Annotated in this window: 9 protein-coding genes; 3 read left to right on the forward strand and 6 right to left on the reverse strand. The window is 68.8% G+C overall.

Annotation, left to right across the window (positions count from 1 at the left end; all coding sequences use genetic code 11):
• Positions 1-12 precede the first annotated feature (12 nt).
• Both HPA01S_RS21515 and HPA01S_RS21520 read right to left on the reverse strand, forming a co-directional pair.
• Positions 13-1,398 carry an ATP-binding protein gene (locus HPA01S_RS21515; RefSeq protein ID WP_066273397.1) on the reverse strand — a complete coding sequence of 462 codons (1,386 nt, stop codon included), beginning with the start codon at positions 1,396-1,398 and terminating at the stop codon, positions 13-15.
• Entirely contained in the window at positions 1,395-2,060 is a 666-nt protein-coding gene (locus HPA01S_RS21520; protein WP_066273399.1) for a response regulator transcription factor, read from the reverse strand. The genes HPA01S_RS21515 and HPA01S_RS21520 overlap by 4 nt, the downstream gene beginning before the upstream one ends.
• An 82-nt stretch (positions 2,061-2,142) precedes the next feature.
• Between HPA01S_RS21520 and HPA01S_RS21525 the strand changes: the two genes are divergently transcribed.
• A complete protein-coding gene (locus HPA01S_RS21525; RefSeq protein WP_245638720.1) occupies positions 2,143-2,529 on the forward strand; it encodes a cupin domain-containing protein in 387 nt (128 codons plus the stop codon).
• Positions 2,530-2,542: 13 nt separating this feature from the next.
• On the opposite strand, the gene HPA01S_RS21530 is transcribed toward HPA01S_RS21525, so the two are convergent.
• Genes HPA01S_RS21530 through HPA01S_RS21540 form a run of 3 tightly spaced genes read right to left on the reverse strand, consistent with a single transcriptional unit; the run spans position 2,543 to position 5,752 of the window.
• A complete protein-coding gene (locus HPA01S_RS21530; protein ID WP_066273404.1) occupies positions 2,543-2,941 on the reverse strand; it encodes a BLUF domain-containing protein in 399 nt (132 codons plus the stop codon).
• A 43-nt stretch (positions 2,942-2,984) separates the two neighbouring features.
• Entirely contained in the window at positions 2,985-3,473 is a 489-nt protein-coding gene (locus HPA01S_RS21535; RefSeq protein WP_066273407.1) for a cyanophycin metabolism-associated DUF1854 family protein, read from the reverse strand.
• A complete protein-coding gene (locus HPA01S_RS21540; RefSeq protein ID WP_084360898.1) occupies positions 3,470-5,752 on the reverse strand; it encodes a cyanophycin metabolism-associated ABC transporter in 2,283 nt (760 codons plus the stop codon). The genes HPA01S_RS21535 and HPA01S_RS21540 overlap by 4 nt, the downstream gene beginning before the upstream one ends.
• 168 nt (positions 5,753-5,920) lie before the next feature.
• Here HPA01S_RS21540 and HPA01S_RS21545 point away from each other — a divergent pair, with 168 nt between their 5' ends.
• Together HPA01S_RS21545 and cphA are read left to right on the forward strand one after the other, a co-directional pair.
• Positions 5,921-8,131, forward strand: a complete 2,211-nt coding sequence (locus tag HPA01S_RS21545; protein ID WP_066273411.1) for a cyanophycin synthetase — start codon at positions 5,921-5,923, stop codon at positions 8,129-8,131.
• Positions 8,132-8,176: 45 nt separating this feature from the next.
• Positions 8,177-10,774, forward strand: coding sequence for a cyanophycin synthetase (cphA, locus tag HPA01S_RS21550; RefSeq protein ID WP_066273415.1), 2,598 nt, complete (start codon positions 8,177-8,179; stop codon positions 10,772-10,774).
• On the opposite strand, the gene HPA01S_RS21555 is transcribed toward cphA, so the two are convergent.
• Complete coding sequence (locus HPA01S_RS21555) at positions 10,771-11,784, reverse strand: endonuclease/exonuclease/phosphatase family protein (RefSeq protein WP_066273412.1); 1,014 nt, start codon at positions 11,782-11,784, stop codon at positions 10,771-10,773. The two genes, cphA and HPA01S_RS21555, sit on opposite strands and share 4 nt — an antisense overlap.
• Between the last annotated feature and the right edge of the window lie 225 nt (positions 11,785-12,009).

The raw sequence follows: 12,009 nt of genomic DNA on the forward strand, positions 1-12,009 counted from the left end.
TGAGCCCGGCCTTCAGGCCGGGTGAGTTTCTGCCGGGTGGGCGCGGAAAGTGACGCGCACGCTCAGGCCGCCCGGGGGGCTGCTGGCCAAGGTCAGCAGCCCCCCGTTTGCTTGTGCGGTGTGCGCCACGATGGCCAGGCCCAGGCCGCTGCCGGTGGCATCGCTCTGCGGGTTGAGCCGCACGAAACGCTCGAGCACGCGCTGGCGGTCGGCCTCGGCAATGCCGGGGCCGTTGTCGTCCACCGCCAGCCGCACTTCGCCGGCCCGCTGCGAGACGCGCACGTCGACGCGGCTGCCGCGAGGTGTGTGGCGCAGCGCGTTGTCCACCAGGTTGTCGAGCAGCAGCCGCAGGTCGTCCGGGTCGGCCAGCACCGTGGCCGCTTCGCTGCGCTCCAGGCCGAGGTCGATGTCGCGCGCCTCGGCCGCCGCCGAAAAGGCGGCCACCACGTCTGCTGCCAGCGTGTCGAGCCGCACGGGCATGCGCTGGTGTTCACGCCCGTCGGCCTCCACCCGCGCCATCTGCAGCAGCTGGGCCACCAGGTGGGTGCTGCGCGCGATGCCGCGGTCGAGCTCGTCGAGCGCGGCATCGCGTTCGTGGTCTTGCGAGCGGCGCGCCAGCTGGGCCTGCAGCTTGACGGCGGCGAGTGGTGTGTTGAGTTCGTGGGCGGCGTCGGCCAGCATCTGGCGCTGGCGCTGCAGCAGCCAGCTCACGCGCGCCAGCAGCTGGTTGATGGCGCGGCCCAGGGGCGCCACTTCGTCCGGCAGGCCGGTGGTGCCGAGCGGGCGCAGATCGTCTTCTTCGCGTCCGCGGATGTCCAGGCCGAGCGCGTCGAGCGGGGCCAGCGCGCGGTTGACCGCCAGGCGGATCAGCGCGCTCAGCAGCAGCACCAGCAAGGCCACCGGCACCAGCAGCCAGGGAGCCAGCTCGGCGAAGCTGCTGGATCGGTCGCTGGCGGTTTTGGCCACCTGCACGATTTCCTCGTCGTCCATCTGCGTGAAGACGCGCCAGGCTTCGCCAGCCCACTGCACGTCGTGAAAACCGGGCGACTGCAGCGGCGGGCCGGTGCCTTCGACCGAGGCGTACAACAAGTCACCGTCGCGGGACCAGATCTGGCTGATGAAACGGCCCAGGTCGTCCGTCACCCAGGGGGGCGGGTTGGCCTGCGGCGCGTGCCGTGCCGAGGCCAGGGGCTCGGCGTGTTCGGGCAGCGCGATCGACCAGCTGTGGGTGCGCACGCCGTGGCGCACCACCGACGCCGCGATCTGCTCCATGCCGAAATCGCGCACGCGGTTGAAGGCCTGCCAGGCCAGCAGGTAGGTGAAGACGCTGACCAGCACGCTCGTGACGATCAGTGCCGCGATCTGCCAGAACAGCAGGCGCTGGCGGATGGAGTTCATGCTTCCGCAGCCACCAGCTTGTAGCCCACGCCACGCACGTTCTTGATCCAGGCCGTGCCCAGCTTGCGCCGCAGGTGGTGCACGTGCACCTCGACCGCGTTGCTCGCCACTTCTTCCTGCCAGCCGTAGAGGCGGCTCTCCAGCTGCTCGCGCGACATCACGGTGCCGGGGCTTTCCATCAGCGCGAGCAGCAGGTCGTACTCGCGCGCGGCCAGGCTGACGGGCTGGTCGTCCAGCAGGGCTTCGCGGCGCAGCGGGCGCATGACCAGCCGGCCCAGCTGCAGCTCGGGTTGGGCGCGGCCGCTGCGCCGGCGCGCCAGCGCGTGCACGCGCGCCACCAGCTCGTCGAGATCAAACGGTTTGGTGAGGTAGTCGTCGGCACCCAGGTTGAGGCCGGCCACGCGGTCACCCACAGCGTCGCGCGCCGACACAAGCAGCACCGGCACCGGCTGGTCTTCGGCGCGCAGCTGCTGCAGCAACTGCAGGCCGTCGAGGCCGGGCAGGCCGATGTCGAGCAGCACCACCTCGTATTCCTGCTCGCGCAGCGCGTCCTGGCCTTGCAGGCCGTCCAGTGCCCAGTCGACGGAAAAACCGGCCATGCGAAGGCCGCGCTCCATGCCGCGGCCGAGCATGACGTCGTCTTCGATCAGTAAAACCTTCATGGGAACGTAGTGTGAGCGAAAACCGGAAGGTGGCCTCTGGTACAGCGTCTGGTACAACGACCCACCGATCATGGAGAAGCCCTTGAACACCCCATTTACCCAGGTGGTTCTGTACACCGACACCGATGGCCGCGCGCGTTTTCGCGAGACCCCCATTGCCCTCAACGAAGGCTCGCCCGCGGCCCGCCTGTCGGCCCTGTTGCCGGCCACCGCCTGCCAATTGCGCCAGAGCCCGGTGGGCTTTCGCAGCGAGTTCCATTGCACGGGTGCCGCCCAGTGGCTGTTCGTGCTGCAGGGCTGCATGGAGATCGGTCTGCAGGACGGCAGCTGGCGCGCCTTCGGGCCGGGCCAGCATTTTTATTCCGCCGACACCCTGCCCGAGGGCGCGACCTTCGACCCCGCGCTGCACGGCCACCGCAGCCGGCAGGTGGGTGACGAGCCGCTGGTGACGTTGTTCGTGCGCGGCTGAGGGCCCGCTCGGCTCAGTTCACGTCCAGCTGGTGCTGCGTGGCCAGCAGGCGCGCGAGAGCGTCGGCGGCCGGCAGGGCGAGCAGGTCGTCGAGGTAACTCACGCCGTCCAGCACCGCGTAGCCCATGCTCCAGGTCGGGTACAGCCGTTGCGTGGCCGAGGCCGGGCTGTCGATCTCGGTGAAATCGGTGTGCCGGGCGTCGATGCGCAGGCGCGGAACCAGGCTGTTGATGGCGTGGGGCGGGCCTTCGATGAACTGGCAGAAACGTTCGCCGTCGAACACCAGCATGCCGGTGATGCCGTGCGCGGCATTGAAGCTGCGCGCCGTGTGGATGATCTGGCTCAGGCCCGTGTGTGGCAGCCCGGGCACGGCGCGGCTGTGATAGAAAAAAGTGCTGAGTGACGGGTTCACGGCATGGAGTTGGGTGAAGGAGCGGCCAGCGGATGGCCGATCTTCACAGAAAACGGTCCAGCAGGCGTCTCGAATGCGCGTCAAGTGCGAACCGGTCGCGCACCGCAAAAGCCACGCCGTGGCTGCTCATGATCAGCAGGGCCTGACCCTCCAGGCGGCGGATGTCGTCTTCGCTGCGCAGCACGAAACGGGTTGGTCCGCGGTCGGTCTGCACATCCCAGGTGCTGGGGGTGGAGAAGGTGGAGACGGCGGTGATCCGCTGGACCAGCGGCGTGAACTCGCGCTGGCCGAGTTCGTCTTCCAGCAGCTGGCGGATGTCGGCCGGCAGGGCGCTGAGGCGCTCGATCCAGGCGATCTCGTGGCCGTCGCTGCCCACCAGGGACAGGCCTTCGTCGGGTGCAGCGATGGGAAAGGCGCGCACCGGCACCACGCCTTCGTGCGCCTGGCCCTGGGCGTCGGTGAGCACCAGGCGGCCGAAGGCATTGCGCTGCAAGCGCCAGTGAATGGCGGGGCTGTGGTTCGTGGTGCTCATGCGTCGTCCCCGGGGGTGTCACCGTCGAGCAGGGCGGCGGCTTCCTGTTCCTTGCGTGCCTGCGCTTCGTACAGACGCCAGTAGGCGCCGCGCAGCGCCATCAGCTCGTCGTGCGGGCCGATCTCCACCACCTCGCCGCGGTCCATCACTACCAGGCGGTCGGCCTTGCGCAGGGTGGAGAGCCGGTGTGCGATGGCGATGGTGGTGCGGCCCTGCACCAGGTTGTCCAATGCCTTCTGGATTTCCTTTTCGGTCTCGGTGTCGACCGAGGAGGTGGCTTCGTCGAGGATCAGGATGCGCGGGTCGATCAGCAGCGCGCGCGCGATGCTGATGCGCTGGCGCTCGCCGCCCGAGAGGCCCTGGCCACGCTCGCCCACCAGCGAGTCGTAACCCTGCGGCAGGCGCAGGATGAACTCGTGCGCGTGCGCCGCGCGGGCCGCGGCCACGATGTCGGCGCGCGAGGCGTCGGGTTTGCCGTAGGCGATGTTCTCGGCGATGGTGCCGAAGAACAGGAAGGGCTCCTGCAGCACCAGGCCGATGTGGCGCCGGAAGTCGGCCACGCCGACGCGGCGGATGTCGATGCCGTCGATGCGGATCGCGCCTTCGCTCACGTCGTAGAAGCGGCACAGCAGGTTGACCAGCGTGCTCTTGCCCGAGCCGCTGTGGCCGATCAGGCCGATCATCTCGCCCGGGCGGATGTCCAGGCTCAGCTTGCGGATCACGCTGCGGCTGCCGTAGCGGAAGCCCACCGCTTCCATCTGCAGGCCGCCCTGCACGTTCTTCAGTGGCACCGGCGCCGTGGGCTCGGGCACGTTGGAGACGTGGTCGAGGATGTCGAAGATGCGCTTGGCGCCCGAGGCGGCCTTTTGCGTCACCGAGACGATGCGGCTCATCGAATCGAGCCGGCCGTAGAAGCGCCCGATGTAGGCGATGAAGGCGGTCAGCACGCCCACCGTGATCTCGCTCTGGCTCACCAGCCAGATGCCAAAGGCCCACACCACCAGCAGGCCGATTTCGGTCAGCAGGGTGACGGTGGGGGTGAACAGCGACCAGGTCTTGTTGATGCGGTCATTGACCGCCAGGTTGTGCTCGTTGGCGCGCTTGAAGCGGCGCGCCTCGCGGGTCTCCTGTGCGAAGGCCTTCACCACGCGGATGCCGGGAATGGTGTCGGCCAGCACGTTGGTGACCTCGCCCCACACGCGATCGATCTTCTCGAAGCCGGTGCGCAGGCGGTCGCGCACGAGGTGGATCATCCAGCCGATGAAGGGCAGCGGCACCAGCGTGGCCAGCGCCAGCCAGGGGTTGATGGAGAACAGGATCACCGCCGTCATGCTGATCATCAACACGTCGGTGATGAAGTCCAGCGCGTGCAGCGAGAGGAACACGCTGATGCGGTCGGTCTCGCTGCCGATGCGCGCCATCAGGTCGCCGGTGCGTTTGCTGCCGAAGTAGTCGAGCGAGAGCGCCAGCAGGTGGTCGAAGGTGGTGGTGCGCAGGTCGGAGCTGATGCGCTCGGACACCAGCGCCAGCAGCCAGGTGCGCGTCCAGCCCAGGCCCCAGGCCAGCAGGGCCGAACCGAACAGGCCACCGAGCAGGGCCAGCACCAGGCCCTTGTCGATCGCCTGGCCGTTCTGGAACGGGATCAGCACCCGGTCCATCAGCGGAATGGTGAGGTAGGGCGGCACCAGGGTGGCCGCCGTGGAGGCCAGGGTCAGCAAAAAGCCGGTGAGCAGCGTCCAGCGGTAGGGCCGGGCAAAGCGCCACAGGCGCAACAGCACCCAGGTGGACGGCGGTGCCTGCGGCGCCTCGGGTGCGCAGTCGGGGCATTCGTCGCTGTCGGCCGGCAGCTCGGCACCGCATTGCGGGCAGGTGCGGGTGGCGGTGTCATCCAGGGTCTGCCCGGCAGCCTGTTCGCGTTGCGCCATGACGCGCTGGAACTGGTCGACCATGCGGGCCGCCTGGCTTTGTTGGCCCATGGTGAAGCGCCACACCACGATACGGCCATGGGTATCACTCAGCTCCAGCATGCCGACGCCGGCGTGGTCGCTCAAACGCAGCGCCATACCCGTCTTCAGCGGCCACTCCTGTCCCTCGAGCGTGAACTTTTGACGGCTTAACAACAGCGTGTGCGTGCGGAAATGTAAATCGCTGTTCAAGTCCAGCGCCAACGCAGCGACAGCGCTATCATCGCCCCCCAGCCGGGTTGATGCGGGCCGCAAAGCGTCCTGTGCAGGGTCGGCTCCTGGGGCTGAGGGTTCAGCTGGAAAGTGTGAAAGCATGGTGAAGATGGCAGCGTGGCGTCGACCGCGAGAAATGGCATGCTCCCACGTGGGGGCCTTGCATTTTCACCGATGTCGTGCCGCCCACCGCAGGTTGGCATTGAAGAACTTCTGAACCCTGACCGGTATCCACCCCGGTCGTTTTGACCCACGCGTCCCGCTGGCGACATGAGCTCTACACACGACATCACGCTGCTGCGCATCAACTACCTGCGCGGCCCCAACATCTGGACCTACCGTCCGGTTCTCGAAGTCTGGCTGGATCTGGGCGATCTGGAACAGTACCCCTCCAACAAGCTGCCCGGCCTCACCGACTGCCTGCTTGAGTGGCTGCCCGCGCTGGAAGAACACCACTGCGGAGTGGGCGAGCGCGGTGGCTTCATCGAACGGCTGCGCGAAGGCACCTGGGCCGGCCACATCCTCGAACACGTCGTCATCGAGCTGCTCAACCTGGCCGGCATGCCGACCGGTTTTGGCCAGACGCGCGAAACCTCCCGCAGCGGTGTCTACCGCATGGTGTTCCGGGCCCGCGACGAAGCCGTGGCGCGTGCCGCCCTCAGCGAAGCGCACGCGCTGCTGATGGCCGCCATCCACCGCCGCGACGGTGCTGCGCCCTTTGACGTACCCGCTGCCGTGGCGCGCCTGATGGCCCAGATCGACCGCAGTTACCTCGGCCCCAGCACCGCGTCCATTGTCGCGGCCGCGACCGACCGCGGCATTCCGCACCTGCGCCTGAACGAGGGCAACCTGGTGCAGCTCGGCCATGGTCGGCGCCAGCGCCGCATCTGGACCGCCGAGACCGACCGCACCAGCGCCATCGCCGGCAACATCGCACACGACAAGGACCTCACCAAGAGCCTGCTCGCCTCGTGCGGCGTGCCGGTGCCCGAAGGCCAGGTGGTGGACAGCCCGGCCGCGGCCTGGGCAGCCGCGCAAGACATCGGCCTGCCGGTGGTGGTCAAGCCCTCCGACGCCAACCACGGCCGCGGCGTGAGCCTGGATTTGAACGAACGCAGCGACATTGAAAAAGCCTTCGCGGTGGCCGATGCCGAGGGCAGTGAAGTCATCGTTGAACGTTTTGTGCAGGGCGACGAACACCGCCTGCTGGTGGTCGGTGGCCGTGTGGTCGCGGCCGCGCGCGGCGAGAGCCTGTCGGTGGTGGGCGATGGCCGCTCCAGCGTGAACCAGCTGATCGACAGCCAGCTCAACAACGACCCGCGCCGTGGTGAGGCGGAAGAATTCCCGCTGGAAACCATCCGGCTGGAGCGCGAGCCCGTGATGCGCCTGCTGGTCGAGCGCCAGGGCCTGACGCCCGACGCCGTGCCTGCGGCCGGCCGGCGCGTGATCATCCAGCGCAACGGCAACGTGGCGATCGACTGCACGGACGAAGTGCACCCCGAGGTGGCGCACGCCGTCACGCTGGCCGCCCGCGTGGTCGGCCTGGACGTGGCCGGCATCGACCTGGTTGCGCAGGACATCGGCAAACCCCTGCAGTCGCAGGGCGGTGCCATCGTGGAAGTGAATGCCGGCCCCGGCCTGCTGATGCACCTCAAGCCCGCCACCGGCCTGTCGCGCCCGGTCGGTCGCGCCATCGTCGACCACCTCTTTGATGAAGGCGGCAACGGCCGCGTGCCCATCGTCGGCGTGGCCGGCTCGCGCCAGGGCAATGCCATCGCGCGCCTGGTCGGCTGGCTGCTGCACCTGAGTGGGCACCAGGTAGGCCTGGCCTGCCAGGACGGCCTGTACCTCGGCAACCGCCATGTCGACACGCGGCCCAGCGCCCACTGGGACGCCGGCCAGCGCCTCTTGATGAACCGCGATGTGGATGCGGTCGTGCTCGAGCACAGCGCCGCCGCCATCCTGTCCGACGGCCTGGCGTACGACCGCTGCGCCGTCGGCGTGGTGACCGATCTGGATCTGGACGGCCTGGCCGGTCTGGAACGCCACGACGTGCACGACCTCGACCAGCTCTACCGCGTGCTGCGCACCCAGGTCGACTTGGTCTTGCCCGATGGTGTGGCCGTGCTCAATGCCGACGATGCGCGCGTGCTGCAGATGGCGGCGCTGTGCGACGGCGAGGTGATCCTCTACGGCATGGACGCCGCTTCGCCCGCGCTGCAGGCGCACCGCGAAGCCGGCTCGCGCACGGTATCGGTGTTCGAGGGCATGCTGGTGCTCGCCGAAGGCGTGCGCAAGGCCCACCGCGTGCGGCTCGATGCCCCCGCGGTGCAGCGCCTGGCCGATGCCCTGGGCATGCACACCCTCATGGCCGTGGCCGCCGCGGCCTGGGCTTTGCAGGTGTCGCCCGAGCTGATGGCCGCCGGCATGGAAACCTCTGGCCTGGCCCCGGCCACGTCCGAACCCGAATTGGTGCGTTGAGCACCATTTTTTTTATCTTTTTTCCACCCCTTCGAGTTGCCCTTCATGGACGTCTCACGCATCCGCACCCTGCGCGGCCCCAACCTCTGGAGCCGCCACACCTGCATTGAGGCCATCGTGGCCTGCGAACCGCAGGAGCTCGATCTCGACACCCTGCCCGGGTTCGAACGTCGCTTGCGTGAGCTGTTTCCCTCGGTGGGGGCGCTGCTGCCGAGCAACCCGCAGCAGGAACGCCTGTCGCTGGCGCACGTGCTGGAAGACACGGTGCTCGCCCTGCAGGCCCAGGCTGGTTGCCCGGTCACCTTCAGCCGCACCGCGGCCACGCTGGAGCCGGGTGTGTTCCAGGTGGTGGTGCAGTACAGCGAAGAGGTGGTCGGTCGCCTGGCCTTCGACCTTGGCCGCGAACTGCTGCAGGCGGTGGGCGCCGGTGAACCGCAGACCTATGACGTGCCGGCCGCCATCGCGCGCCTGCGTGTGCTTGACGAAGACGTGCGATTGGGCCCGAGCACGGGTTGCATCGTGGACGCGGCCGTGGCGCGCAACATCCCTTACCGCCGCCTCACCACCGGCAGCCTGGTGCAGCTGGGCTGGGGCTCGCGCCAGCGCCGCATCTGGGCCGCCGAGGTGGATGCCACCAGCGCCGTGGCCGAATCGATCGCGCAGGACAAGGACCTGACCAAGATCCTGCTCGCCGCCGCCGGCGTGCCGGTGCCCGAAGGGCGGCCCGTGAGCACGGTGGACGATGCCTGGGCGGTGGCGCAGGAGATCGGCCTGCCGGTCGTGGTCAAGCCGCAGGACGGCAACCAGGGCAAGGGCGTGACGGTCAACATCGTCTCGCGCGATCACCTGGAAATCGCCTTCCGTGTCGCCGCGGAAATCGGCGAGGTGATGGTCGAGAAATTTCTGCCCGGCAGCGACTTCCGCCTGCTGGTGGTGGGCGACAAGGTGGTGGCCGCTTCACGGCGCGATCCGCCACACGTGATCGGCGACGGTGAACACACGGTGCGCGAACTGGTGGACCTGGTCAACGCCGACCCCAGGCGCGGCGACGGCCATGCCACCTCGCTCACCAAGATCCGTTTCGACGACATCGCGCTGGCACGCCTGGATGTGCAAGGCCTCAAGCCCGAGAGCGTGCCCGAGATGGGCCGCCGCGTGGTGCTGCGCAACAACGCCAACCTGAGCACCGGCGGCACCGCCACCGACGTCACCGACGACCTGCACCCCGACGTGGCCGCGCGCGCCGTGTCCGCTGCGCAAACCATCGGCCTGGACATCTGCGGTGTCGACGTGGTCTGCGAGAGCGTGCACGTGCCGCTGGAGAAACAAAGCGGTGGCGTGGTCGAGGTCAACGCCGCGCCCGGCCTGCGCATGCACCTCTCACCGTCCTACGGCAAGGGCCGTCCGGTGGGCGAGGCGGTGGTGGCCAGCATGTTCGAATCTGGCGAGGACGGTCGCATTCCGCTGATCGCCGTCACCGGCACCAACGGCAAGACCACCACCACGCGCCTGATCGCGCACCTCATGGCCACCAACGGCATGCGCGTGGGCATGACCAATACCGACGGCGTCTACGTGGACGGCCGCCAGATCGACAGCGGCGACTGCTCGGGCCCTAAGAGCGCGCGCAACGTGCTGATGCACCCCGACGTGGATGCCGCCGTGCTGGAGACGGCGCGCGGCGGCATGCTGCGCGAGGGCCTGGGCTTCGACCAGTGCCAGGTGGCGGTGGTGACCAACGTCGGCGCCGGCGACCACCTGGGCCTGAACTACATCACCACCGTGCAAGACCTGGCGGTGCTCAAGCGCGTCATCGTGATGAACGTGGCGCCCACCGGCTACGCGGTGCTCAACGCGGCCGACCCCATCGTCGCCGCCATGGCACCCAAGTGCCCGGGTGGTGTGGTGTTCTTCGCCCAGGACCATGACCACCCGGTGCTCGCCGCGCACCGCGTGCAGGGCAAACGCACCATCTGCATCGAGGGTGACCGCATCCTGGTCACCGAAGGCAGCTGGCGCGTGCAGATCCCCCTGCAGGGCGTGCCGATCACGCGCGGCGGCACCATCGGTTTCCAGAAGGACAACGTGATGGCCGCCATCGGCGCGGCCTGGTGCGCCGGCCTTGACTGGGACACCATCGCGCGTGGCCTGGCCAGTTTCTCCAACGACGCCGACAACGCGCCGGGCCGCTTCAATGTGATGGACTACAAGGGCGCCACCGTGATCGCCGACTACGGCCACAACCCGGACGCCATGCGCGCCCTGGTCGACGCCGTCAACGCCATGCCGGCACGCCGGCGCAGCGTGGTCATCAGCGGCGCGGGCGACCGGCGCGACGAAGACATCCGCGAGCAGACCGCCATCCTCGGTGCTGCCTTCGACGACGTGCTGCTGTTCCAGGACGCCTGCCAGCGCGGCCGCGAAGATGGCGAGGTGCTGGCGCTGCTGCAACAGGGCCTCAGCGGCGCCAGCCGCACCAGCGAAGTGCTGGAGATCCGCGGCGAGTTCATCGCCATCGACACCGCGCTGGAGCGCCTGCAACCGGGCGACCTGTGCCTGGTGCTGGTGGACCAGGTGGAAGAGGCGCTGGCCCACCTGGCGCAGCGCGTGCGCGAGAGCGAAGGCGCGCCGGTGGCGGGCTAAACGCCTGCAGTGGGCGCGGCCAGGGGCGCGTCCGGCAGCTGCAGGCGCAGCAGGGCGCGCACGAAGCCGTGGTCGCTTCGGCTGCGGTCGCGGCCCTCGAACAGGTGGTCGTTGAACACCTCGACGCGCCGCACATCACCGATGGCACCGCGGCTGGTGGCCACGAACTCCTCGCTCACCAGCACCTGGTCCAGCACCTCCGGGTAACCCTGGTGGATATGCGAGTACGCCACGTCGCGGCGCAAGGCCGACTCGCCCTGCACATCCCAGGCGCTGAACAGCGCGTTGTCGCGCGCGCCCTTGTCGTAGGCCACCTGCGAGGTGGCCGCGATGAGCTGCGTGGTCACGCTGTGCGGGCTGTCGTTGAGGTCGCCCATCAGCACCAGCGGCAGCCGCGTGCGGTGCAGCAGTTCCACCACCTTCAGCCGCAGCGCCAGGGCCTCGCTGGCGCGCATGATGAGCGAACGCAGCGAGCCCAGGGCCTGCACCGCCGGGTCCGCCGTGTCCTCGCTGACCTTGCCCGACGCGTCCTCCAGGAACTTGGGCCGCTTGCTTTTCAGGTGGGCCGTGATCACGCACAACGGCTGGCCATGCTTGAGGCGCAGCGTGGCCACCAGCGGCGGCCGCTCGAAACGCGTGTGCGGCCCCAGGCCCGGCACCTGCACCACGGCCGCGGGCGGGAAGTGGTGCAGGGATTCGAGCGACTCCACCTTCAGCCGCGTCACGATGCCCACGCGCGGCGTGCCCTGCGCACCGATCTGGCCGGGCCCGTTCTCGGCCCCCGGTACCGCCACCGTGCCGTATTGCAGGCCGCTGCGCGCAACCGCAGCCCGCAGCGCCTGCTCGTCCCACACCTCCTGCACCGCGATCACGTCGGCGTTGAGGGCACGAAAGCGCTCCCCCAGCCAGCCGGTCTTGCGCTCGAACTCGGTGGTGCTGTAGGGCTCCTGCCCGTCGTAGAAGTGGCGCCCCGGCTGCGCCAGGTTCAGCACATTGCAGGTCGCCACCATCAGGGTGGCATGACGTGGCAACGCCCCGTGACCAACAGGAGTCAACGGGGCGCCGGGAGGGGTGGTGCGGTCAATGGACATGACCGCACTGTAGTTTTTTTATGGTGCCGTGCGCTACCGCAACGAAGAGGGAAACGACACAGAAGAATGGCTCACTTCAACCGGCGCACGATCCGCACCGGATGAAGCAACCCCATCCAGAGGCATCAAGGGTCCGGCTACGCC

This window comes from Hydrogenophaga palleronii NBRC 102513, from assembly GCF_001571225.1.
Taxonomy (GTDB): domain Bacteria; phylum Pseudomonadota; class Gammaproteobacteria; order Burkholderiales; family Burkholderiaceae_C; genus Hydrogenophaga; species Hydrogenophaga palleronii.